Source organism: Streptomyces sp. NPDC059718 (assembly GCF_042733315.1).
In the GTDB taxonomy this organism is placed as follows: Bacteria; Actinomycetota; Actinomycetes; order Streptomycetales; family Streptomycetaceae; genus Actinacidiphila.
In genome coordinates this window covers 1-22,782 of record NZ_JBHWGA010000031.1, presented here as the reverse complement: position 1 = coordinate 22,782, position 22,782 = coordinate 1, and the positions used below count along the sequence as shown (strand labels likewise).

The window sequence follows — 22,782 nt, the reverse complement described above, 5'->3', positions numbered from 1 at the left end:
TCATGACTTCCGAAGCGGACCGCTGGTACGACGACGACGCCGGGCCCGTGGTGCGGCCGTACGCCATGACACGCGGCCGTACCAGCCACACCGCGGAAGCCCGGCTCGACCTGATCGCCCTGGTGGTCGCCGAGTCGCGTAGCGCGGACGACGACGCCGACGTCGACCGCACCCTGTCGCCCGAGCACCTCGACATCGTCGAACTCTGCCGGGAGCAGCCGATGTCGGTCGCCGAGCTGGCGGCCGACCTCGACCTGCCCGTGGGCGTCGTCAGGGTGCTCATCGGCGACGTCCTGGAGTCCGGGCTGGTCCACGTCAGCCGGCCCGTCCCACCGGCAGAGCTGCCCGACGCGGGGCTGCTCCGCGACGTGATCGACCGCCTGCGCGCGCTCTGAACCCGTCCGGGGGCGCCGCGGCGGGGACCGTCACCCGGCGCTCGCGGCGCCCCCGGTGCACGGCCTGAGGGTCCGCCACGAGGGGTCCCGCGGCCGCCGGGTGGGCCCGCGGGCGGGTAACGGCCCCGGGACCGCTGGTAGTTGTCCGGTCGGATCGTAGTACTGTTCCACTGCCACAGCTGATCGCCCGACGCAGTCCCTAGGACCCAGGATGCCTCTGACCTGTGTAAACGGCACGACCGGAGGAGTGAGCCATGGCCTTCGGACGCTCTGAACGCCGTCCCTCCCCCGTCGAGCCCGTCACGCTGAAGATCCTGGTGGCGGGCGGCTTCGGCGTGGGCAAGACCACGCTCGTGGGCGCGGTCAGCGAGATCCGCCCGCTGCGCACCGAGGAGACGCTGAGCGAGGTCGGCCGGCCCGTCGACGACACCGCGGGCGTCGAGGCCAAGCGCACCACGACCGTGGCCATGGACTTCGGCCGGATCACCCTCCGCGACGACCTCGTGCTCTACCTCTTCGGCACGCCGGGCCAGGACCGCTTCTGGTTCCTGTGGGACGAGCTGGCGCAGGGCGCCCTGGGGGCGGTCGTCCTCGCGGACACCCGGCGCCTGGAGGACTGCTTCTCCGCGATCGACTACTTCGAGCGCCGCGGCATCCCCTTCGCCGTGGCCGTCAACGCCTTCGACGGGGCCGAGCGGCACCCTGCCGAGACGGTGCGCGACGCACTCGACCTCGACCCCGAGGTGCCGCTGGTGACGTGCGACGCGCGGGACCGCGCCTCGGCGAAGAAGGTGCTCATCACCGTGGTCGAGCACGCGGCCCAGGTGGCCGGCGACCGCCGGGCGGCCGCCGCCAACTGAGCCGGGCGCTGCGGCTGCGGGCGGGCGGGCCGGTCAGCCCCCCGCCACCGGCGCGGGGCCGTCGTCCTCGTCCTCGTCCTGCCAGCCGAAGCTCCGCTCGACCGCCTTCTTCCAGCGGCGGTACTCCTTCTCGCGGGTCTTCTCGTCCATCCGCGGCTGCCACTCGGCGTCCTTCTGCCAGTGCGCCTTGAGCGTGTCCAGCCCGTCCCACACGCCGGTGGCGAGCCCCGCGGCGTAGGCCGCGCCCAGCGCCGTGGTCTCCGAGATCCGCGGCCGTACCACCGGGACGCCCAGCACGTCCGCCTGGTGCTGCATCAGCAGGTTGTTGGACGTCATGCCGCCGTCGACCTTGAGCCCGGTGATGTGCACACCGGAGTCCTGGTACATCGCGTCGACGACCTCGCGGGTCTGCCAGCTGGTCGCCTCCAGTACCGCCCGCGCCAGGTGCGCCTTGGTGACGTACCGGGTCAGGCCGGTGATCACGCCGCGGGCGTCGGAGCGCCAGTACGGGGCGAAGAGCCCGGAGAAGGCGGGGACGATGTACGCGCCCCCGTTGTCCGGCACGCTCGCCGCGAGCGCCTCGATCTCGTCCGCCGCGGTGATGATGCCGAGGCTGTCGCGGAACCACTGCACCAGGGCGCCGGTGATGGCGATCGACCCCTCCAGGCAGTAGACCGGCGCCTGTCCGCCCAGCCGGTAGCCCATCGTGGTGAGCAGTCCGTTCTTCGACGGCACGGGCCGGTTCCCGGTGTTGAGCAGCAGGAAGCTGCCCGTCCCGTAGGTGTTCTTGGCGTCGCCCGTCCCGTAGCAGGCCTGGCCGAAGATCGCGGCCTGCTGGTCGCCGAGGGCCGAGGCCACGGGCACTCCGCCCAGCTGGCCGACCGCCGTGCCGTACACCTCGGAGGAGGAGCGGATCTCCGGGAGGAGGGCCTCGGGGACGTTCATCGCGGCGAGGATCGCCGGGTCCCACTCCAGCGACTCCAGGTTCATCAGCATCGTGCGGCTCGCGTTGGTGACGTCCGTGACGTGGACGCCGCCCTCCGTGCCGCCCGTCAGGTTCCAGATCAGCCAGGAGTCGATGGTGCCGAAGGCGATCTCGCCGTTCTCCGCGCGGCGGCGCAGCCCCGGCACGTTGTCCAGCAGCCAGGCCGCCTTGGGACCGGAGAAGTAGCTGGCCAGCGGCAGTCCGGTGGACTCGCGGAAGCGGTCCTGGCCGTCCTGGCCGCCGAGCCGGTCGCACAGCGCGGCGGTGCGGGTGTCCTGCCACACGATCGCGTTGTGCACCGGGCGGCCGGTGGTGCGGTCCCACAGCACGGTCGTCTCGCGCTGGTTGGTGATGCCGAGCGCGCTGAGCTGGTCCGCGCGCAGCCGGGCCTTGGCCAGCGCACCCGCCACCACGGCCTGCACCTTGGACCAGATCTCGGTGGCGTCGTGCTCCACCCAGCCCGGCTTGGGGAAGATCTGGCGGTGCTCGCGCTGGTCGAGCGCCACGATCGACCCGCCGGAGTCGAAGATGATGCAGCGGCTGGAGGTCGTTCCCTGGTCGATGGCGGCCACGTATCGGGTCGCCTGGTCGGAGGTTTCGGTCATGACCGCCTCACTTGAACGCGACGTTGTAGATGAGACCGGACAGTGCACCGCCGATCAGCGGGCCGGCCACCGGGATCCAGGCGTACGCCCAGTCGGAGGTGCCCTTGAACGGGATCGGCAGGACGGAGTGGACGATGCGCGGCCCGAGGTCGCGGGCCGGGTTGATGGCGTAGCCGGTGGGACCGCCCAGGGAGAGCCCGATGCCGGTCACGAGCAGCGCCACGATCAGGGTGCCGGTGCCGGTCTCGCCGAGGCCCTTGCTGAGGCCGAAGGCCAGGATCGGCAGGACGAGACTCATGGTGGCGATCGCCTCCGTGATCAAATTCTGCCACCAGACGCGGATCTCGGGGACGGTGGAGAAGACGGCGAGCGTGGGCTGACGGGTCTCCTCTGCGCGGTTCGCCGCGAACTGGCCGTAGTACACCAGCCAGCACAGGACGGCGCCCAGCATCGCGCCGATGATCTGCCCGGCGAGGTAGACCGGCACCTGGCTCCACTTGCCCGAGCTGATGGCGACGCCGAAGGTCACGGCGGGGTTCAGCTGCCCGCCGGACAGCGGGCCGGCGGTGTACGCGCCGGCCAGGACCCCGAGGCCCCAGCCGAACGAGATGACGATCCACCCGGATGCCCGGGCCTTCGAGTGGTGGAGGAGCACCCCGGCCACCACGCCGGCGCCGAACAGGATCAGGATCGCCGTTCCGATGATCTCGCCGACAAAGACGTCTCCGTTGGAATACATGACGGCTCCTTCGTGCAGGCGCACGTGTCGGGCATGCGCCGCCAGAGAATGGCGCACGGAGACCCGGGTACGGAGGGTCCCGCCTCCCGCCCGGCCTCCGCGCCACCCGGAAGTGTTGTCGCGGGGTGATGGAGCGTCAAGGTATCGGACAGATCACCTGATTACGACCACCGACGAGCCGTGCCCGAACAGGCCTTGGTTCGCCGTCACCCCCACGCGGGCCCCGGTGACCTGCCGGGGCCCCGACCGGCCGCGCAACTGCCAGGTCAGCTCGCACACCTGGGCGAGCGCCTGGGCGGGCACGGCCTCCCCGAAGGAGGCCAGACCGCCGCTGGGATTGACCGGAATCCGCCCCCCGAGCGACGTGGCCCCGTCGCGCAGCAGCTTCACCGCCCCGCCCGGCGGGCACAGGCCGAGGTCCTCGTACCAGTCCAGCTCCAGCGCCGTCGACAGGTCGTACACCTCCGCCATGTCCAGGTCCTCGGGACCGATGCCGGCCTCCTCGTACGCTGCGCGGGCGACGGCCGCCCGGAAACCGCCGGCCGGGTCCCGGGGCGCGGCGGCGAGGGCGGAGTCGGTGGCGATGTCGGGGAGGTCGGGCACGGTGCGCGGATAGACCGGGGTGACGGTGGAGACCGCGCGGATCCGCACCGGATCCGCCGTCGCGCGGCGCCGGGCGAAGTCCAGGCTGGACAGGACGACGGCGGCGCCCCCGTCGGAGGTGGCGCAGATGTCGAGCAGCCGCAGCGGGTCGGCGACGACGGGGGAGGCCGCCACTTCCGCGGCCGTGACCGGCGTCCGGTAGCGGGCGAGCGGGTTGGCCGCGCCGGCGGCCGCGTTCTTCACCTTGACCTGCGCGAAGTCCTCGGGAGTGTCGCCGTGCAGGGCCATGCGGCGGCGCGCGTACAGCCCGAAGTAGGTGGGGTTGGTGGCCCCGAGCACGCGGAAGCGCAGCCAGTCCGGGTCGTCGGGCCGGTCTCCCCCGGCGGGTGCGAAGAAGCCCTTGGGGGCCGCGTCCGCGCCGACGACCAGGGCGGTGTCCACCAGGCCGGCGAGGATACGGGCCCGGGCGGCGTCGAGCGCCTGGGCCCCGGAGGCGCAGGCGGCGTAGACGCTGGCCACGCGGGCGCCCTGCCAGCCCAGCGCCTGGGCGAAGGCCGCCCCGGCCACGTAGCCGGGGTAGCCGCCGCGCACCGTGTCCGCACCGACGACCAGTCCGACGTCCCGCCAGTCCAGCCCGGCGTCGGCGAGCGCGGCGCGCGCCGCCGCGACCCCGTACCGGGTGAAGGGGCGGCCCCACTTGCCCCAGGGGTGCATGCCGACGCCGAGCACGGCCACGTCATGGCTCATCGTCCGCCTCCCACGGGACGCCAGTGCCAGGTGGTCCAGGTGTGCTCCGCGTCCTCGTAGAGCACGCCGGGCACCAGCTCGACCTCCATGCCGACGGCCAGATCGGCCACGCCCGTCCCGGGCGCGGCCTGCCCGAGCACGATCATCCGTTCCGCCGTCAGTTCCACCGCCACCAGGGCGCGGGGTTCCCAGGCGCGTGAGGGGTCGGAGAGGTACGGGGCGGGCGGCCGGTAGCGGGCGTCGGTGTACGACCAGACGCGGCCCCGCCGCGACAGCGGGACCTCCTCCAGGTCCCCTTCGGCGCCGTCGCAGGCCGGGTTGCGGCAGGTGTGGTCCTCGCGGGGGAAGAACACCGCGCCGCAGCCGCGGCAACGGGTGCCGAGCAGCCGGAAGCCGTCCTGGTCCGCCGTGTCGTGTGTGAACCAGCCCGTCACCACGGGTTTCCGCGACCGTGCCACGTCCGGCCCCCTCCCCATTCGAACTGACGGATCGTCAGAAGTGTCCCACGGACGGGCCGTACGGCGGAACGGGGTGGACCGTGTCGGTGCCCGGTGCTAAGTTCTTCTCGAAGCGAGAAATACTCGAAGTGAGAACAACAGGCGAGGGGTGGCGCACGATGGCGGACCGGCAGGGTGAGGACGCGTTCCTCGCCGCCTATGACCCGCGAGCCTTCGAGCCCATCGCCGTGACCGTCGACGTCGTCGCCCTGACGCTGCGTCAAGGTGCCCTGCACGTCCTGCTGGTGCGCCGCGGCGGCCCGCTGTACGAAGGTGCCTGGGCACTGCCCGGCGGATTCGTCCAGGCCGGACGCGAGTCCCTGGACGAGGCCGCGGCCCGTGAACTGGCCGAGGAGACCGGGCTCGACGCGGCACGCGGCCTCGGCCGCGTCCACCTCGAACAGCTCGGCTCCTACGGCCGCCCCGACCGCGACCCGCGCATGCACGTCGTCTCCGTCGCCTACCTCGCCTTCGCCCCGGACCTCCCCGAGGCGCGGGCCGGCAGCGACGCCGCGGCGGCCGAGTGGGTGCCGGTCGAGGCACTCGCAGCGCAGGCGAAACCGGACGCCGCCACCGCGCGTCCCAAGGAGCAGGACCGGCCGGCCGGGATCCACGGGGGTGGTTCCGGCCGCCGGTCCGGCCAGGCACAAGGCCTCGCCGCCGACCTCGCCTTCGACCACGGCACGATCCTCGCCGAAGGCCTCGACCGGGCCCGCGCCAAGATCGAGTACACCCCGCTGGCCACCGCCTTCCTCGGCGAGGAGTTCACCGTCACCGAGCTCCGCTCGGTCTACGAGGCGGTCTGGGGCCGCACCCTGCACGCAGGGAACTTCCACCGCAAGGTCCTGTCGGTGCCGGGCTTCGTCGAGTCCACCGGCACCACCGCCGGCCGCGGCGGCTCCAAGGGCGGCCCCCGGGCCCGCCTCTACCGTGCCGGTGACGCCCGCCTCCTGCACCCCGCACTGCTCCGCCCCGACCGTGAGGACAGTGTCCGATGACCGCCACGACGCGCTCCGCGTCCGCACATCGCGTCCGCACCTTCGACGACGCCCTGGCCGCCCTCGGCCGGCCCTTCCCGATGGACGCCGGCGAGGCCGCCCGGCACTACCGCCGGCTCGCCCGGCTGCTCCACCCCGACACGGCCCCGCCCGGGCGCGCTGACGAGGCCGAGGCCGCCTTCGTCCGCCTCACCGCCCTGTGGCGGCGGCACACTGGCGACGGCCCGGCCCTCACCACCGCCCGCGGCGTGTACCCGCTGGGGCCCGTCCTCGCCGAGGGCGACCTCGCGGTGCTGCGGGCCGCCGGGCCCGGCACCGCCTTGAAGATCCCCCGGCGGCCCGCCGACAACGACCTGATGGAGCGGGAGGCCGACGCCCTCACCCGGCTGCACCGCGTCGCCGACGCCCGCCACCGTGCCTACGCACCCCGCCTGGCCGAGTCCTTCCGCCACCGCGGCCCCGACGGCACCGAACGCCGCGTCAACGCGCTCCAGCGGCTGCACGGCTTCCACACCCTCGCCGAGGTCCGCGCCGTCCACCCCGGCGGCCTCGACCCTCGCGACGCCGCCTGGATGTGGCGCCGGCTGCTGGTCGCCCTCGGCTGGGCGCACCGGGCCGGCCTCGTCCACGGCGCCGTCCTGCCCGAGCACGTCCTCATCCACCCCGCACAGCACGGCCTCGTGCTGGTCGACTGGTGCTACTCCACCGAACGCGGCGCTACCGTCCCCGCCCTCGTCGAGCGGCACCGCGCCCTCTACCCACCCGAGGTCACCGGCCGGCGTCCCGCCACCGAGGCCACCGACATCCACCTCGCCTCGCGCTGCGTCGAGCAGCTGATGGGGGACCGCGCGCCGCGACCGCTGCGCGCCTTCCTCCGCGGCTGCACGCTCCCTGCCGAGGCCCGCCGCCCGCACGACGCGTGGCGGCTGCTCGCGGAGCTCGACGACGTCCTGGAAGGTCTCTACGGCCCGCGCACCTTCCGCCCGTTCACCATGCCGGGCGGCGACACCCGACACACCTGACACACCCGACACACCAAGGGGGAACACCATGGGCAGCGGAAGCTGGTCCACCAACGTCTACGACGCCGCCGCGCGCTACCGCGCCGCCAGCGGCACCGGCGCCTTCGCCTACAGCGACCGCGTCACCTCGTCCGCGCCGCGCGGTTCCTGGACCGCGTACCCCTCGCTCGACCCGAAGGACATCGGCGTCCGCGAGAGCCGCGACTCCGACGAGCACCCCACCTCGCTCGCCATCGCCGTCCTGTTCGACGTCACCGGATCCATGCGCACCGTCCCGCAGGTCCTGCAGACCAAGCTCCCCGAGCTCTTCGGCCTGCTCCTGCGCAAGGGCTACACCGAGCACCCGCAGATCCTCTTCGGCGCGGTCGGCGACGCCACCTGCGACCGGGTCCCGCTCCAGCTGGGGCAGTTCGAGTCGGACAACCGCATGGACGACGACCTCGGCAACATCCTGCTGGAGGGCGGGGGCGGCGGCCAGATGACCGAGTCCTACGAGCTCGCCATGTACGCGATGGCCCGGCACACCTCGCTCGACTGCCACGACAAGCGCGGCCGCCGCGGCTACCTCTTCCTGATCGGCGACGAGCTGCCCTACGGCAAGGTCAAGGCGCGCGAGGTGCGCGACGTCCTCGGCGAGGACCTCGCCGAGGACATCCCGGTCACGCGGATCGTCGCCGAGCTGCAGCGGAAGTTCGACGTCTACTACATCCTCCCGGCGGGCTCCTCCTACGTCGGCAACACCGAAGTCCTCGGCACCTGGCGGGGGCTCCTCGGCCAGAACGTCATCGAGCTCGACGACCTCGACGCCGTCTGCGAGACCATCGCCCTCACCATCGGGCTCGGCGAGGAGGCCATCGACCTCGCCGAGGGCCTCGAAGACCTCGCCGACCTGGGCTCCGCCGCCACCGGCTCCGTCGGCAAGGCCCTCGCCGCCCTCGACCGCGACCGCGCGGCCGTCGCGGTGACGGACACGCCCCTGATCGACGTCACCGGCGACGGCGACGGCACTGCCACCGGCACCACCCGCCTGTAGGCCCTTCCCGGAGGACCCTGGAGGACCCCGTGCACACCATCGTCGTCGACCTCGGCTACGGCGACGCCGGCAAGGGCACCGTCGTGGACCGGCTCTGCGCGAGCGGGCCGGTCCGCGCGGTGGTCCGCTTCAACGGCGGAGCCCAAGCGGCGCACAACGTCGTCACCACCGACGGACGCCACCACACCTTCGCCCAGTTCGGCTCCGGCACCCTCCAGGGCGTTGCCACCCACCTGTCCCGCTTCATGATGGTGGACCCGCTCGCGCTGGCCGCCGAGGCCGACCACCTCGCCGCCCTCGGGGTCCGCGCGCCGTACGCCCTGCTCAGCGTCGACCGCGCGGCCCGCCTCACCACCCCGTACCACGCCGCCGCCAACCGGCTGCGGGAGCAGGCCCGCGGCGCGGCCCGCCACGGTTCGTGCGGCATGGGCATCGGCGAGACCGCCGCCTACGCCCTCGCCCACCCGCAGGACGCCCCCACCGCGGGGGACTGCGCCTCACGCCCCCGTCTGCTGCGCAAGCTGCGCCTGCTGCGCGACCGCCTGGCCGACGAGTTCGGCCGCCGGCTGCCCGCCCCGCCGCCCGAGGACTGCGCCGACGCCTTCACCGCCTTCGCCCGCGCCGTCACCCTCACCGGCGACGGCCACCTCGCCCGCGTCCTGCGCGAGGGCAGGGTCGTCCTCGAGGGCGCCCAGGGGGTGCTCCTGGACGAGTGGCACGGTTTCCACCCCTACACCACCTGGTCCACGACCACGTTCGCGGGCGCCGAGGCCCTGCTGGCGGAAGCCGGTCAGGAGGCCCGCCGGCTCGGCGTCGTACGGACGTACACCACCCGCCACGGCCCCGGACCGCACGTCACCGAGGACCCCGAACTCGCCCCGCTGCTGCCCGAACCGCACAACGGCCACGGCCCCTGGCAGGGAGCCTTCCGCACCGGCCACTTCGACGCCGTCGCCCACCGCTACGCCGTCGAGGCCTGCGGCGGCGTGGACGCCCTCGCCGTCACCCACCTCGACGCGCCCCGCCGCTGCCCGCAGCTGCGGCTGGTGCGCGCGTACGACACCGGGCAGACGCGGCTGCCCACCGCCCCGCCCGGGGACCTCGGCCGTCGGGCCGCCCTCACCGAACGGCTGCTGACGGCGCGTCCGGCACGCTGGGACGTGCCCGGCCCCGATCCGGCCGCCTGGTCGGAGGCGGTGGGGGAGGCACTCGGCGCGCCGGTCGTCCTGGAGTCCCACGGCCCGACGGCCGCCGACAAACGGGAGGTTCAGCGCAGGATCCCCGCCTGCCGCGCGGCCGTCATCCAGGAGGGGAATTCCGAGAGGAGCCGGTCGTAGAGCTCCGCGTCCGGCACGGTGGCGATGTCGTCCACGGCGAAGAACCCGACGTTGTCCACACGCCGGCCCGGCAGGGTGTCGAAACGCTCCAGCACCCCGTAGTTGGCCCGGCCCAGGCCGACGAACTGCCAGAACACCGGCTCCTCCACCGCCTCCCGCAACTGCTGCTCGATCTGGGCGTTGCGGTAGACACCGCCGTCGGAGAAGAACAGCACGAGCGTCGGCGCCGCCGTCGGGTACGCCCGCACGAACGCCCGGACCTCGGCGATGACCTTCTGCTCCTCGTTCTGGATGCCGACGAACCGCATGTCGACCTGGCCCGGCTGCAGTCCGTGCCGGGGTTTCTTGGGCCGGCCGAACAGGCTCAGCTCGCCCACCCGGACGTGCAGCCGCAGCCACAGCGGCAGTTCCGCGATCCGCAGGTCCGGCAGCCGTGCCGGGTGCGAGGCGAAGGTCCACGCCTGCATCTCGCCGTCGTCGTCCAGTTGCGCCGCGACCGCCGCCATGCGCTCGACCACGTCGGCGACGACCCCGCGCGCGTACAGGCCGCTCATCGAGCCCGACGCGTCCAGCACGAGGATCACCCGCGCCACGACACCCGCCGCGCCGTGCTTGCGCAGGCTGACGGCCACCTGCTCCTTGCGCAGGCTGAGCCGTTTGCGCATGTCGGGAGGAAGGTGCTCCTCGCCCTTGGTGAGCCGGACGGCCGGCGGCGGGGGAGCGGCCGCGGCCGGGAAGGGCGGCGGCGGGGGCACCGTCACGGGCAGCGCGGGCCGCGGGTGGAGCGGCGGCGCAGGGGGAGGCGGAGCGGGCGCCGGTGCGGCCGGCGCCGCGGGCGGCTGAGGCGCGTCCACGGTGATCCCGAAGTCCGTGGCGAGCCCGGCCAGTCCGGAGTTCCAGCCCTGCCCGACGGCGCGGAACTTCCAGACCCCCTCGCGCCGGTACAGCTCACCGCCGAGGAACGCCGTCTCGGTCGTCGCCCCCATGTCGAACCGCGCGATCTCGGCCCCGTTGCGCGCGTCCAGCAGCCGCAGCCGCAACCCCGGCACCTGACCGAAGGTGCCGCCGTCCGCGGAGGCGCACAGCACGATCCGTTCGACCGCCGGCTCCACACGGGCCAGGTCCACGTCGAGGGCGTCCGAGGCCTGTCCGGGCCCCGCCTGCTTACCGGCGTGCCGCACGGCGCCGGAGGCGTGCGCGGGCTGGTTGTAGAACACGAGGTCGGCGTCCGAGCGCACGCGCCCGTCGCCGCTCAGCAGCAGCGCCGAGGCGTCGACGTCGGGCACGCCGGGACCCGCGGTCCAGTCGAGCACGGCCCGCACGGCGGGCACGGGAACCGGCAGATTGGCGCCTTTTCCGAGGGATTCGGGTGTCACGGACGCCAGTGTGCCCTCTCACCCGCCGCGACGGACAGGGCTCCGCACGACACCCGTGCCCGACAGCGCGTAGGGAACCGGCCGGTCCCCGGGACGCGGTCCGCTACAGTCCGCGCGTGACCACTCGTCAGAAGGACAGCCACTGCTCCTGCTGCGGTGCGGAGTTCGCCCCCGGCGCGGGCTGGCCGCGCACCTGCGCGGCCTGCGGCGGCATCACGTACCGCAATCCGCTCCCGGTCGCCGTCGCCCTGCTGCCCGTGCGCACCCCGGAGGGCACCGGTCTGCTCCTCGTGCGCCGGGCCATCGAGCCGCGGCGCGGACTGCTCGCCCTTCCCGGCGGCTTCGTGGACCTCGGCGAGACGTGGCAGGAGGCCGTGGTCCGCGAACTCGACGAGGAGACCGGCATCAAGGCGGCCGCGGGCGAGGTACGGCTCGCCGACGCCCTCAGCGGCGACACGGGGCACCTGCTGGTCTTCGGCCTCCTGCCCGAGCGTGCCGCCGAAGACCTCCCGCCCGCCGTCGTCACCGACGAGACCGACGGCCGGGAACTCCTCCTCGCCCCCGCGGAACTGGCCTTCCCGCTGCACACAGAGGCGGTGCGCAACTGGTTCGACGGCCGCTACTGAACCGCCGTGCCGCGCACCCGCACCCGGTACCCCACTTCGTCGTGCTCCTCACGCTCGACGACGACCTCGCCGTCCGCCACCCGCGAGCCGAAGCGCTCCACCCGCGGGTCGGCCCAGCCGTCCCCGGCGTCGGTGATCAGCATGCCGCCCCCGGTGCGCCCGGGCGCGGGCGTCCACACCTCCAGCGTCACGGTGCCGTCCTCCTCCGCCACCGGCACCACGGCACCGGCCCTGGCCAGCACCGGGATGCGCTCCGGCGGCGCGGGCAACAGCACCTGCCCGGGCCCCTGGTACGCCTCCCCGGTCGCGGTGTCGTACCACAGGCCCCGCGGCAGCCGCACCGCCCGTTCCGTCGCCCCCTGCTCCAGCACCGGCGCCACCAGCAGCGCGTCCCCCAGCAGGAAGGCGTCCCCGCAGGCACGCAGCTTGCGGTCCTCCGGATCGCCCCACCACAGCGGCCGCACATAGGGTGCGCCCGAACGCCGCGCGGTGTGCGCCAGCGTGTACAGGTACGGCATCAGCCGCTCCCGCCCGCGCATCGCCGTCCCGGCCGCCTCCAGCACCCGCGGCCCGAACCCCCACGGCTCGCGGTGACCGGCGTGGATCGCCGAGTGCGTGCGGAAGAACGGGAAGTACGCGGCCATCTGGAACCAGCGCAGGTACAGCTCCGGCGACGGGTTCCCGGTGAACCCGCCCACGTCCGGCCCCGAGTACGGCACCCCGCACAGGCCGAGCCCCAGTACCAGCGACAACGAGGAACGCAGCCCCGGCCACCCCGTCGACACGTCGCCCGACCAGGTGCCGCCGTACCGCTGCATGCCCGCCCAGCCGGAACGCGAGAACAGGAACGGCCGGGATCCGGGGCGCAGTTCGCGCAGCCCCTCGTGTCCGGCCCGGGCCATGGTCAGCCCGTACACGTTGTGCGCCTCGCGGTGGTCGCCGCCGCGGCCCTCCAGGGCGTGCCGGGCGGAGCGGGGGAGGGTGGTGTCGCCGAACGCGGCGAAGGACACCGGTTCGTTCATGTCGTGCCACACCCCGGCGAAGCCCTGCGTGAGCCGTTCCGCGTAGAGCCCGCCCCACCACTTGCGCACCCGGGGGTCGGTGAAGTCGGGGAAGACCGCGTCGCCCGGCCACACCACGCCGCGCACCGGCCGCCCCTGCGCGTCGCGCACGAAGGCGTCGGCCGCGGCCCCGCTGTCGTGGACCGGGTTGCCCGGCTCCAGCTTGACCGCCGGGTCCACGATCGACACCAGGCGCACCCCGTGCCCGCGCAACTCCTCGGCGAGCGCGGGCAGGTCGGGGAAGTGCTCGCGGTCGACGGTGAAGACCCGGTGGCCGTCGTAGTGGTCGATGTCCAGGTGCAGCGCCGACAGCGGCAGTCCGCGCTCTCGGTAACCCGCCGCGACCCGCCGCACCTCCGCCGCCGTGCCGAAGCCCCACCGCGAGTGCTGGTACCCCAGCGCCCAGCGCGGCGGCAGCGCGGGCCGGCCGGTCAGCGCGGTCCAGGAGGCCAGGATCCGCGCGGGCGTGCCGGGGATCACCCAGTAGCGCAGCGGGCCGCCGTCCATCCGCGTCTCGCAGCCGCCGGGGCGGTCGTGGCCCGATCCCGCGCCCTCCTCGCCGTCGCGCAGGGTCACCCGGCCGTCCCAGGTGTTGTCGTGGAAGACCAGATGGCTGCCCGCGTCGGCGACGACCAGCTGCAGCGGCATGGTGATGTACAGCGGATCGGTCTCCGGCTCGAAGGCGCCGCCGGGGTCGGTGTTCCACAGCCGGTACGCGCCCTCGCCCAGCCGCGGCCCCGAGGCCCGCCCGCCGAGCCCGAACACGTCCGCGTCCGCCGGCGTCTCCGAGCGCTGCACCCAGCGCGGTTCCGTGCCCTCCGCCGCGTTCACCGGGTCCCACCAGCGCGGCGGCAGGTCACGACGGAGCAGCAGACCTCCCGGCGTGCGGAACTCCACCGCCCCGTGCCGGGAGACCAGCACCGTGATCCGCTCCGACACCACCCGCCAGCCGTCCTTGTCGGGCTCGATGACCGCCCGGGTGTCGGCGTCGGGGCAGCCGCCGTCCAGCGCGTACGACGGCTCCGGCTCGGCACCGTCCCAGCCGCAGAACACCGCGCCGCCCGCCGCGACCCGCACCCGCAGGGTCGACCGGGCGAAGCGGACCACCCCGCCGCCCGGCAGCGGATCCGCGCCCTCGGCGGACCCCGGCACCCGCGCCCGCTCCGGCCCCCGCCGCGGGAGGTCCCGCGCGTCGGCGCGTTGCCGGCGCCACGCCGCGCGCACCGCCCTCAGCCCGTTCGCCGATCCGACCTGCAGTACCTGTCGCACCAGGTCCCGAGCATCCATAAGGCCCACCCTTTCACCGTTCCCGCCCGCCCCGCCGCCGGCCGGCCACCTTCCACCTGGCGGCCCGGCACATGCTTCCACCTCCGAATGTGTGGGGTGTGCCCTGGCGCCGGAGACGATCACGTGGCATCGTCCTGCCCAGCCGCGACCGGGGACATTCCGCCCGGCCGGGGTCCAGCCGCACATCACGCAGCGTCGCGTACCGTCCGGGAGCCGCCCCATGAGCACCACACCTGAGCCCACCGCCGACCCGGCGCCCGAGCAGCCCCTGTGGCAGCCCGGCCCGGACCGAGTCTCCGGTGCCCAGGTGACGCGCTTCCAGGCCTGGGCCGCCGAGCACCATGGCGCGCCCGCCCCCGACACCGCCGACCCCGTCGCCGGCTACCACGCGCTGCACGCCTGGTCGGTGCGCGAGCCCGGGACCTTCTGGCGGTCGGTCGTCGAGTGGTTCGACGTGCGCTTCTCCTCCCCGTACGAGACCGTCCTCGCCGACGCCGCCATGCCCGGAGCGAAGTGGTTCCCCGGGGCCACGCTCAACTACGCCGAGCACGCCCTGCGTCCCGCCGGCGACGCCGCCCGGGCCGGTGAGCCCGCCCTGCTCCACCTCGACGAGCGGCACGAGATCGGCGCCACCAGCTGGGCCGAGCTGCGCCGCCAGGTCGCCTCCCTCGCCCACGAGCTGCGCGCCCTCGGCGTCCGCCCCGGCGACCGGGTCAGCGGCTACCTGCCCAACGTCCCCCAGGCCGTCGTCGCCCTGCTGGCCACCGCCGCCGTCGGCGGCGTGTGGACCTCCTGCGCGCCGGACTTCGGCGCCCGCAGCGTGCTGGACCGCTTCCAGCAGGTCGAGCCCGTCGTCCTGTTCACCGTCGACGGCTACCGCTACGGCGGAAAGGAGCACGACCGCACCGGCGTCGTCGCCGAGCTGCGTGCCGAACTGCCCTCGCTGCGCGCCGTCGTGCACATCCCGCTGCTGGGCACGCCCGTCCCCGAGGGCGCACTGGAGTGGGAGTCCCTGGTCTCCGGCGACCCCGAGCCGGCGTACGAACAGGTCCCCTTCGACCACCCGCTGTGGGTGCTCTACTCCTCCGGCACCACCGGCCTGCCCAAGGCCATCGTCCAGTCCCAGGGCGGCATCCTGCTGGAGCACCTCAAGCAGACCGGCCTCCACCTCGACCTCGGGCCGCGGGACCGGTTCTTCTGGTACACCTCCACCGGCTGGATGATGTGGAACTTCCTCGTCGGCGGCCTGCTCGCGGGCTCCACGATCGTCCTGTACGACGGCAGCCCCGGCTTCCCCGACACCGGCGCCCAGTGGGGCGTGGCCGAGCGCACCGGAACCACCGTCTTCGGCACCTCCGCCGCGTACGTCATCGCCTGCCGCAAGGCCGGCGTCCACCCAGGCCGCGACCACGACCTGTCGGCCGTCACGTGCGTGGCCACCACCGGCTCCCCGCTCCCGCCGGACGGCTTCCGCTGGATCCACGACGAGGTCAAGGAGGACCTGTGGATCGCCTCCGTCAGCGGCGGCACCGACGTGTGCAGCTGCTTCGCGGGCGGCGTCCCCACCCTGCCGGTGTACATCGGTGAGCTCCAGGCCCCCTGCCTCGGCACCGACCTGCAGGCCTGGGACCCGTACGGCAAGCCGGTCACCGACGAGGTCGGCGAGCTGGTCGTCACCAACCCGATGCCGTCGATGCCCATCCACTTCTGGAACGACCCCGACGGCAGCCGCTACCACGACAGTTACTTCGAGATGTTCCCGGGCGTCTGGCGGCACGGCGACTGGATCACCCTGACCTCGCGCGGCACGGTGGTCATCCACGGCCGTTCCGACTCCACCCTCAACCGCCAGGGCGTCCGCATGGGCTCCGCCGACATCTACGAGGCCGTCGAACGGCTCCCGGAGATCCGCGAGTCGCTCGTCATCGGCGTCGAGCAGCCCGACGGCGGTTACTGGATGCCGCTGTTCGTCCAGCTCGCCGAGGGCGCGGTGCTCGACGACGCCCTCCGCGACAAGGTCAAGCGCACCATCCGCGAACAGCTCTCCCCCCGCCACGTCCCCGACGAGATCATCCCGGTCCCCGGCATCCCGCACACCCTCACCGGCAAGCGCATCGAGGTCCCGGTGAAGAAGCTGCTGCAGGGCACGCCGCTGGACAAGGCCGTCAACCCGGGCTCCGTCGACGACCTGGGGCTGCTCAGGTTCTACGCGGACCTGGCCCGCACCCGCAGCTGAGCGCCGCGGGGGTGAGGCGGGCCCGGCCCGCCCTCACCCCCCGTACGTCGTGCCGAACTCGCCCAGGACGCCGGCGAAGTCGGCGGCCAGGGCAGCCGCCTCCGCGGGCCGCAGCCCCGCGGTCGTGATGCGCACCCCGGGCCCCGCCGCGAGCCGGAACCTCGCCCCCGCCGCCACCCACCACCCGCGCGACCGCAGGCCGTTCACCACCGCCGCCTCGTCCCGCACCGGCACCCACACGTTCAGCCCGCTCGCCCCGTGCGCCGCGATCCCGCGCTCCCCCAGCTCCGCGACCAGCGCCTCCCGCCGCTCCGCGTACGCGTCCCGTGCGGCCTCCACCAGCAGCCGCGCCGCCGCGTCCGTCATCAGCCGCGCGGCCATCCCCTGCAGCACATGACTGATCCACCCCGAGGTCAGCAGCAGCCGCCCGTCGTGCCGCGCCAGCGTCGTCGGGTCGCAGGCGAGGGCCGCCCACCGCAGGTCCGTGCCCAGGTACTTGGTGACCGTGCGCACCTGCGCCCAGCGCGGCAGCCCCCCTGAGGTCAGGCTGTGCAGCGGCACGCCCGCGATCTCCGCGGCGTGGTCGTTCTCGACCACGAGGACGTCGGGCGCCTCCCGCAGCACGCCGAGCAGCGCGTCCCGCCGCTCCGGCGAGAAGCACCCGCCGTACGGGTTCTGGGAGCGCGGACTGCACACCACCGCCCGCGCCCCGGCCCGCAGCGCGTCGCGCACCGCCTCGGGCCGCATGCCCTCGTCGTCGACCGCGACCGGCACCATGCGCAGTCCCAGCGCGGGCACCAGGTCGAGCAGATGGTGGTAGCCCGGATCCTCCATCGCCACCGCGTCGCCGGGCCGCAGTTCGACGGAGAGCAGCCGCCCGACGCAGTCGAGCGCGCTGTGCGCGAACGTCACGTCGTCCGCCGGCACCCCGTCGCGGTCGAACCACGCGCGGGTCAGCTCCTCCAGCTCGCGAAGGCGCGGAGCCGACCGGTGCGAGCGCACCCCGGGCGTCACCTGCACCGACGGCGGCAGCTCCGGCAGGAACGCCGGGTCCGGGTGGCCGCCCGCCAGGTCCCGCAGTCCGGCGGGCACCTTCGGCGGCCTCCTGGACGCCACGGCCGGCGCCTGTGCGACGACGGTGCCGCCGCGTCCGCGCGTGACGACGATCCCGCGCTGCCGGAGCTCCTTGTAGGCGGTCGCCACCGTGCCGGGACTGACTCCCAGGCGATCGGCCAGCGTCCGTACCGGCGGGAGCGCGGCCCCGGGCGACAACGCCCCGTCGGCCACGCCCCGTTCGACGGACGCGGCAATGCCCTTGGCGCTGGTACCGCTGATCGCATATTGTGCTGCCACATTCGTAAGTATGTATCAATACAAACTTTGGGTCAAGGGGGCAGTGCATGCGATTCCCTCGCAGCCGCAGCGACATCGAGGACCTCGTACCGGGCGGCCGCGACGGCCGCCGCATGCTCTGGGTGAGCCTCACCGACAAGGCCGGATCCGGCCTCTGGTACGGCACTTCGGCGCTCTACTACACCTACGTCGCCGGACTCGCCCCGCACGAGATCGGCCTCCTGCTCGGCGTCGCCGGTGCCGTGGGCATCGCGGGCACCCCCGTCGCGGGCCGGGTCGCGGACCGCGTGCCGCTCACCCGGCTGCTCCCGGCCGTCCACGCCCTGCGCGCCGCGGCCGCCGTCGGCATCCTGCTCACCGGCACCCTCTGGCTCCTGCTGCCCATCGCCGCGCTCGGCAGCCTCGGCGACCGCGCCGCCTCGGTCCTCACCAAGCTGTACGCCGCACGCGTCGCCGGCCCGGACCGCGTCCGCTACCAGGCCCTCCAGCGCACCGTGGTCAACATCGGGTTCGGCATCGGCGGCCTCGCCGCCGCCGTCGCCCTGGCCATCGGCACCGACACCGCCTACCGCACCATGCTCATCGGGGACGCACTCTCCTTCGCCGGCGCCGCCCTGCTCGTCCTGCGCTGCGCCGAACCGCCGTCCCCCGCACGCGTGGTGGCCGGCGCGCCCGCCGCCACCGGCGGGGAACCGCCCCGGACGAAGACAGCGGCCGCCAGCCCCTGGCGCGACCGTGGCTACCTCGCCTACACCGCCACCGAGACCCTGCTGTTCCTCGACGACACGGCGCTCAACATCGGCCTGCCCCTGTGGATCGCCACCGCGACCGTCGCCCCGCACAGCCTCGTCGCCCTGCTCTTCGTGCTCAACAACGTCCTCGTCGTGATCTTCCAGGTCCGCCTCAGCCGCCTCGGGGACGAGCCGCGCAGGGCCGCCGCCTCCCTGCCGCTGCTCGGCGTCGCCTTCCTCGTCGCGGGCGGCGCCATGGCCGTCTCGGCCGTGGACTCGACGGGGACCGCCGTCGTCGCCCTCGTCGTCGCCGCCACGGCCTTCACCGCCGCGGAGATCGTCCACGCCGCGATCTCCTGGGAGTTGTCCCTCGCCCTCGCCCCCGGCCGGTCCCAGGGCGCCTACCTCGGCGTCCACGGACTCGCGCAGTCGGCCCAGCGCTCGGCCGGCCCGGTGCTGCTCACCTCCGCCGTCATGGCCGCCGGCCCGCTCGGCTGGCTCGGCCTCGGCGCCGGACTCGCCGCCGTCTCCGTCGGCCAGCGCACCCTCGTACGCCGCCGCCTGGACCGGCTGGACGCCGCCGAACGCCCCGGGGCCGCGGCCCCGAAGACCCTCGCCGTCCCCAGCGGGACGCTCACTGTCAGTGGCGGCGATTACGGTGAGTGACAGTTGACCGCCGTACCGAGGGGGAGCCGTCATGGCACACACCAAGCACCGCAAGCAGAGCAGCCGCCCCGCCCGCCGCAACGCGAGGACCGGCCGGCGCACCCTGCGCCGCGAGTCACCGACCACCGTCGCCGTCCTCACCGACCGCGCCGACTTCGACGCCATGCGCGGCTACCGCAGTTTCACCTTCGACGACCACACGAGCTACCTGCGGCAGATCGAGGGCCTGCTGCGGTCGCTCGCCTCCCGAGGCATCCACGTCCGCGTCGGGCCCTTCGACCCGGCCGAGTACGCCGAGTACTGCGCCGACACCGGCCACGACCCCGACACCTCACGCTCCCGCACGCGATACGCCGCCGACGTCACCACGGCCGGCCCCACCGTCCCCTACACGGGACAGCCCCTGGAACACCTCGTCACCGAGCTCGAGTACGAGGCGGGCCGCCAGGCCACCTGGGAACGGGCCTCCGGCATCCTGGCCCGCGCGGGGGACTGCGCCGGCTGCGGCGACGACCTCGCCCGCACCTCCTTCGACCGCGCCTCCCAGGCCCTGATGCGCCTCCTCGAAGCCGCGGGGCCCGGCCACCACCACCTCGTGTGCAGCGTGCCCGCCGAGGGCACCACACTGCTCGCCGCCATGCACGCCCGCTGCGACGAGCAGGGCATGGTCCACCTCGTCGAGGCCGAGGCCCTGGTCTGCTGCACCGTCATCGCCGCCGGGCTCGCCGAGGACAGCCCCGGCGGCCTCGTCCTGCGCAGCGGCACGGGCACCGGCCAGCCCCCGCCCGACCGCCCGGACGAAGTCCGCGGCTGGACGCTGCGCGACGGCTGGCTCCAACCCCTCACGGAGGCACAGGTCTTCAACGCCTACTGCACCGACGCCGAGTCCGGCGACCCCGTACCCCCGGAGCCCGGCGTCGTCCACCGCCCGGGATTCGTCCTCCCGCCGCCGGAGGACGGCTGAGCACGGCGGAGCCCGGGAACGCCGAGGGGCGCCCCACCACCGGTGGGACGCCCCTCGGGAGGACGGGAAGCCATCACTCCCCGGACAGCACCGCCTGCGCCGCGCGCCGCGCCTCGTCGGCCGTGTCGGTCGCCCGGGCGGCCGCCGCCGCCCGCTCGCACTGCGCCAGGGTGTACTTCGCCAGCGTCGCCCGCACGTAGGGGATCGACGCCGCGCCCATCGACAGGCTCGTCACACCCAGACCCGTCAGCACGCACGCCAGCAGCGGATCGGAGGCCGCCTCACCGCACACACCGCAGCTCTTGCCCTCGGCCCGCGCGGCCTCGGCCGCCGCGGACACCAGGTCCAGCAGCGCCGGCTGCCACGGATCCTGCAGCCGCGAGACCGAACCGACCTGCCGGTCCGCCGCGAAGGTGTACTGCGCCAGGTCGTTCGTCCCCAGCGAGAGGAACTCGACCTCCTGCAGGATCGACCGTGCCCGCAGGGCCGCCGACGGGATCTCCACCATCGCGCCGAACTTCGCGTGCAGTCCGGCCTCCCGGCACGCGTCCGCGAACGCCTTGGCGTCGATGCGGTCCGCCACCATCGGTGCCATCACCTCGAGGTACACCGGCAGGCCCTCGGCGGCCTTGGCGAGCGCCCGCAGCTGCGTGTGCAGCACATCGGGGTGGGCGAGCAGCGTCCGCAGGCCCCGCACGCCCAGCGCCGGGTTCGGCTCGTCCGCGGGCGTCAGGAACTCCAGCGGCTTGTCGGCACCCGCGTCCAGCACCCGGACCACGACCCGGCCCTCGGGGAAGGCCTCCAGCACCTGCCGGTACGCCTCGACCTGCTTCTCCTCCGACGGCGCCTTCCGGGAGTCGTCCAGGAAGAGGAACTCCGTGCGGAACAGACCCACGCCCTCCGCGCCCGCCTTCACGGCCGCCTCGACGTCCGCGGGACCGCCGACGTTCGCCAGCAGCGGCACCTTGTGCCCGTCCGACGTGGCACCCGGCCCCGAGGTCGCGGCCAGCGCCGCCCTGCGCTCCTCCGCGGCCTTCGCCAGCTCGGCCCGCCGGTCCTTGTCCGGGTCGACGTAGATGTCGCCGGTGCTGCCGTCCACGGCGATGACCGTGCCCTCCGCCAGCTCCGTGGCACCCGGCAGCGCCACCACGGCGGGCACCCCCAGCGCACGCGCGAGGATCGCGCTGTGGCTGGTCGGCCCGCCCTCCTCGGTCACGAAGCCGAGCACCAGCGACGGGTCCAGCAGCGCGGTGTCGGCCGGCGCCAGGTCCCGCGCGATCAGCACGTACGGCTCGTCGCTGTCCGGGACGCCGGGCATCGGCACCCCGAGCAGCCGCGCCACGATCCGGTTGCGGACGTCGTCCAGGTCCGCGACGCGTCCCGCCAGGTACTCGCCCGCGTTGGCGAGCAGCGCACGGTAGGAGGCGAACGCGTCGTACACCGCGCGCTCCGCCGAGCTGCCCACCGCGATACGGCGCTCCACGTCGGCCATCAGCTCGGGGTCCTGCGCCATCAGCGCCTGTGCCTCCAGCACCGCCTGCGCCTCGCCGCCGGCCAGATTGCCGCGCGCGATCAGGTCGTTGGCCACCGCCTCGACCGCCTGACGCGCCCGGGCCTGCTCCCGCGGCGCCTCGTCGGCCGGAATCTGCTTGGCCGGAGGCTCGAGAACCGCGGTCCCCATGTGCCGTACCTCGCCGATCGCCACGCCGTGGCTGACACCGACGCCTCGCAGCGTTGTCTCCATCTCACCCGTCTCCGGTTGTCGCGGACGCTCGCGACCGCGTTGCCTGTGTGTATGCGTCGGGAGTGGCCTTGCCGAAAAGGCTACGTCCAAGAGAAGAGCGTGGCCCCGGCGGTCACCTCTCCGTCCCCGACCAGACCGGTCAGCGCCTCGGCCGCCGCCTCCAGCGCCACCACCGGGCACACCGGGGACTTGCCGGCGGCCTCGACCGCCGCGGGGTCCCAGCGCACCATCTCCTGGCCGCGCACCACGGTGTCGCCCTTGTTGACGAGCACCTCGAAGCCCTCGCCGTTCAGCTGCACCGTGTCGATGCCGAGATGGGTCAGCACCCCGTGCCCGTCCGCGTCCACCACGACGAACGCGTGCGCGTGCAGGGACACGACCACACCGTCCACCGGCGACACGGCCACCGACGGCTCGCGCACGGGATCGATCGCCGTGCCGGGCCCCACCATGGCACCGGAGAACACGGGGTCGGGCACCGCGGCCAGACCGATGACGCGCCCGGTCAGGGGCGACGAGACAGTCGTCATGATGAAGCCTCCAAGCAAGTGGTCCAGACCACTCAAGTCTGCCACCCCCTCGAGGCCCGGCACACCACGCCACCGCGCGCCACCTCGATTTGCTCCGACCGGGCGCCTCCAGTACGTTGGGTCAACCCCCGCGACGAGAACGCCACGGAGACGTGCGTGCTCAGATCGGTGCGGTAAATCCGACGGAAAGCATCTGCTAAAGTCGGGGAGCGCGAAAGCCGAAAGGCAGAAACGCAAAAGCAGGAATTCCCCGCCGGCGGGAATCGGGCCCGAAAGAGTCTGATAAGCTGGTGACAACGAAGGGAAAGCCCGGAGGGGTCGGTGAAACGGTCTCGAAGGAAGCTTCCGTTCCTTGAGAACTCAACAGCGTGCCAAAAGTCAACGCCA

The 22,782-nt window shown here is 74.0% G+C and carries 19 protein-coding genes; 10 read left to right on the top strand and 9 right to left on the bottom strand.

The features are described 5' to 3' along the window. The first annotated feature begins 2 nt into the window (after positions 1 to 2). Together ACFV3E_RS30205 and ACFV3E_RS30200 are read left to right on the top strand one after the other, a co-directional pair. Entirely contained in the window at positions 3 to 395 is a 393-nt protein-coding gene (locus tag ACFV3E_RS30205) for a DUF742 domain-containing protein (RefSeq protein ID WP_500537549.1), read from the top strand. 254 nt (positions 396 to 649) lie between these two features. Continuing rightward, a complete protein-coding gene (locus tag ACFV3E_RS30200; RefSeq protein ID WP_500370754.1) occupies positions 650 to 1,255 on the top strand; it encodes a GTP-binding protein in 606 nt (201 codons plus the stop codon). Positions 1,256 to 1,288: 33 nt separating this feature from the next. Here ACFV3E_RS30200 and glpK read toward each other — a convergent pair whose 3' ends face one another. From glpK to ACFV3E_RS30180, 4 genes are all read right to left on the bottom strand, one after another. After that, on the bottom strand, positions 1,289 to 2,845 hold the full coding sequence (gene glpK / locus ACFV3E_RS30195) for a glycerol kinase GlpK (RefSeq protein WP_500537548.1): 1,557 nt from the start codon (positions 2,843 to 2,845) through the stop codon (positions 1,289 to 1,291). Positions 2,846 to 2,852: 7 nt separating this feature from the next. Further along, positions 2,853 to 3,584 carry an MIP/aquaporin family protein gene (locus ACFV3E_RS30190; protein ID WP_500537547.1) on the bottom strand — a complete coding sequence of 244 codons (732 nt, stop codon included), beginning with the start codon at positions 3,582 to 3,584 and terminating at the stop codon, positions 2,853 to 2,855. A 153-nt stretch (positions 3,585 to 3,737) separates the two neighbouring features. Then, a complete protein-coding gene (locus tag ACFV3E_RS30185; protein ID WP_500537546.1) occupies positions 3,738 to 4,934 on the bottom strand; it encodes a lipid-transfer protein in 1,197 nt (398 codons plus the stop codon). Continuing rightward, positions 4,931 to 5,371 carry a Zn-ribbon domain-containing OB-fold protein gene (locus tag ACFV3E_RS30180; protein WP_500537616.1) on the bottom strand — a complete coding sequence of 147 codons (441 nt, stop codon included), beginning with the start codon at positions 5,369 to 5,371 and terminating at the stop codon, positions 4,931 to 4,933. The genes ACFV3E_RS30185 and ACFV3E_RS30180 overlap by 4 nt, the downstream gene beginning before the upstream one ends. Before the next feature lie 179 nt (positions 5,372 to 5,550). On the opposite strand from ACFV3E_RS30180, the gene ACFV3E_RS30175 reads away from it, so the two are divergent. The 4 genes from ACFV3E_RS30175 to ACFV3E_RS30160 are packed head-to-tail and all read left to right on the top strand — an operon-like array spanning position 5,551 to position 9,821. Beyond that, entirely contained in the window at positions 5,551 to 6,429 is an 879-nt protein-coding gene (locus ACFV3E_RS30175) for an NUDIX hydrolase (protein ID WP_500537545.1), read from the top strand. Continuing rightward, on the top strand, positions 6,426 to 7,451 hold the full coding sequence (locus tag ACFV3E_RS30170) for a molecular chaperone DnaJ (RefSeq protein WP_500537544.1): 1,026 nt from the start codon (positions 6,426 to 6,428) through the stop codon (positions 7,449 to 7,451). The genes ACFV3E_RS30175 and ACFV3E_RS30170 overlap by 4 nt, the downstream gene beginning before the upstream one ends. Positions 7,452 to 7,479: 28 nt before the next feature. Further along, positions 7,480 to 8,484, top strand: a complete 1,005-nt coding sequence (locus tag ACFV3E_RS30165; protein ID WP_500537543.1) for a hypothetical protein — start codon at positions 7,480 to 7,482, stop codon at positions 8,482 to 8,484. Positions 8,485 to 8,513: 29 nt separating this feature from the next. Beyond that, complete coding sequence (locus ACFV3E_RS30160; RefSeq protein WP_500537542.1) at positions 8,514 to 9,821, top strand: adenylosuccinate synthetase; 1,308 nt, start codon at positions 8,514 to 8,516, stop codon at positions 9,819 to 9,821. Here ACFV3E_RS30160 and ACFV3E_RS30155 read toward each other — a convergent pair. Continuing rightward, positions 9,752 to 11,197, bottom strand: a complete 1,446-nt coding sequence (locus ACFV3E_RS30155) for a VWA domain-containing protein (protein ID WP_500537541.1) — start codon at positions 11,195 to 11,197, stop codon at positions 9,752 to 9,754. The genes ACFV3E_RS30160 and ACFV3E_RS30155 overlap by 70 nt on opposite strands. A 116-nt stretch (positions 11,198 to 11,313) precedes the next feature. Between ACFV3E_RS30155 and ACFV3E_RS30150 the strand changes: the two genes are divergently transcribed. Beyond that, a complete protein-coding gene (locus tag ACFV3E_RS30150; RefSeq protein ID WP_500537540.1) occupies positions 11,314 to 11,823 on the top strand; it encodes an NUDIX domain-containing protein in 510 nt (169 codons plus the stop codon). Here the strand turns inward: ACFV3E_RS30150 and ACFV3E_RS30145 are convergent. Next, positions 11,817 to 14,171 (bottom strand): glycoside hydrolase family 31 protein, encoded by a 2,355-nt coding sequence (locus tag ACFV3E_RS30145; protein WP_500537539.1) that lies wholly within the window; start codon positions 14,169 to 14,171, stop codon positions 11,817 to 11,819. The two genes, ACFV3E_RS30150 and ACFV3E_RS30145, sit on opposite strands and share 7 nt — an antisense overlap. Before the next feature lie 220 nt (positions 14,172 to 14,391). On the opposite strand from ACFV3E_RS30145, the gene ACFV3E_RS30140 reads away from it, so the two are divergent. Further along, positions 14,392 to 16,407 (top strand): acetoacetate--CoA ligase, encoded by a 2,016-nt coding sequence (locus ACFV3E_RS30140; protein ID WP_500537538.1) that lies wholly within the window; start codon positions 14,392 to 14,394, stop codon positions 16,405 to 16,407. A gap of 33 nt (positions 16,408 to 16,440) precedes the next feature. On the opposite strand, the gene ACFV3E_RS30135 is transcribed toward ACFV3E_RS30140, so the two are convergent. After that, positions 16,441 to 17,760: an aminotransferase class I/II-fold pyridoxal phosphate-dependent enzyme gene (locus ACFV3E_RS30135; RefSeq protein ID WP_500537537.1), complete on the bottom strand. Its 1,320-nt coding sequence runs from the start codon at positions 17,758 to 17,760 to the stop codon at positions 16,441 to 16,443. A gap of 47 nt (positions 17,761 to 17,807) precedes the next feature. Between ACFV3E_RS30135 and ACFV3E_RS30130 the strand changes: the two genes are divergently transcribed. Both ACFV3E_RS30130 and ACFV3E_RS30125 read left to right on the top strand, forming a co-directional pair. After that, complete coding sequence (locus ACFV3E_RS30130; protein WP_500537536.1) at positions 17,808 to 19,157, top strand: MFS transporter; 1,350 nt, start codon at positions 17,808 to 17,810, stop codon at positions 19,155 to 19,157. A gap of 31 nt (positions 19,158 to 19,188) precedes the next feature. Beyond that, positions 19,189 to 20,121, top strand: a complete 933-nt coding sequence (locus ACFV3E_RS30125) for a DUF8829 domain-containing protein (RefSeq protein ID WP_500537535.1) — start codon at positions 19,189 to 19,191, stop codon at positions 20,119 to 20,121. 73 nt (positions 20,122 to 20,194) lie between these two features. Here the strand turns inward: ACFV3E_RS30125 and ptsP are convergent, their stop codons facing one another. Both ptsP and ACFV3E_RS30115 read right to left on the bottom strand, forming a co-directional pair. Further along, positions 20,195 to 21,865 (bottom strand): phosphoenolpyruvate--protein phosphotransferase, encoded by a 1,671-nt coding sequence (gene ptsP / locus ACFV3E_RS30120; RefSeq protein WP_500537534.1) that lies wholly within the window; start codon positions 21,863 to 21,865, stop codon positions 20,195 to 20,197. Between the two features lie 80 nt (positions 21,866 to 21,945). Next, positions 21,946 to 22,395 (bottom strand): PTS sugar transporter subunit IIA, encoded by a 450-nt coding sequence (locus tag ACFV3E_RS30115; protein ID WP_500370771.1) that lies wholly within the window; start codon positions 22,393 to 22,395, stop codon positions 21,946 to 21,948. Positions 22,396 to 22,782 lie beyond the last annotated feature (387 nt).

Bases quoted from the DNA above. Each gene is read 5' to 3' on its own strand.
- ACFV3E_RS30205 (WP_500537549.1), top strand. From the start codon at position 3: ATGACTTCCGAAGCGGACCGCTGGTACGACGACGACGCCGGGCCCGTG.
- ACFV3E_RS30200 (WP_500370754.1), top strand. From the start codon at position 650: ATGGCCTTCGGACGCTCTGAACGCCGTCCCTCCCCCGTCGAGCCCGTC.
- glpK (WP_500537548.1), bottom strand. From the start codon at position 2,845: ATGACCGAAACCTCCGACCAGGCGACCCGATACGTGGCCGCCATCGAC.
- ACFV3E_RS30190 (WP_500537547.1), bottom strand. From the start codon at position 3,584: ATGTATTCCAACGGAGACGTCTTTGTCGGCGAGATCATCGGAACGGCG.
- ACFV3E_RS30185 (WP_500537546.1), bottom strand. From the start codon at position 4,934: ATGAGCCATGACGTGGCCGTGCTCGGCGTCGGCATGCACCCCTGGGGC.
- ACFV3E_RS30175 (WP_500537545.1), top strand. From the start codon at position 5,551: ATGGCGGACCGGCAGGGTGAGGACGCGTTCCTCGCCGCCTATGACCCG.
- ACFV3E_RS30170 (WP_500537544.1), top strand. From the start codon at position 6,426: ATGACCGCCACGACGCGCTCCGCGTCCGCACATCGCGTCCGCACCTTC.
- ACFV3E_RS30165 (WP_500537543.1), top strand. From the start codon at position 7,480: ATGGGCAGCGGAAGCTGGTCCACCAACGTCTACGACGCCGCCGCGCGC.
- ACFV3E_RS30145 (WP_500537539.1), bottom strand. From the start codon at position 14,171: ATGGATGCTCGGGACCTGGTGCGACAGGTACTGCAGGTCGGATCGGCG.
- ACFV3E_RS30140 (WP_500537538.1), top strand. From the start codon at position 14,392: ATGAGCACCACACCTGAGCCCACCGCCGACCCGGCGCCCGAGCAGCCC.
- ACFV3E_RS30130 (WP_500537536.1), top strand. From the start codon at position 17,808: ATGCGATTCCCTCGCAGCCGCAGCGACATCGAGGACCTCGTACCGGGC.
- ACFV3E_RS30125 (WP_500537535.1), top strand. From the start codon at position 19,189: ATGGCACACACCAAGCACCGCAAGCAGAGCAGCCGCCCCGCCCGCCGC.
- ptsP (WP_500537534.1), bottom strand. From the start codon at position 21,865: ATGGAGACAACGCTGCGAGGCGTCGGTGTCAGCCACGGCGTGGCGATC.
- ACFV3E_RS30115 (WP_500370771.1), bottom strand. From the start codon at position 22,395: ATGACGACTGTCTCGTCGCCCCTGACCGGGCGCGTCATCGGTCTGGCC.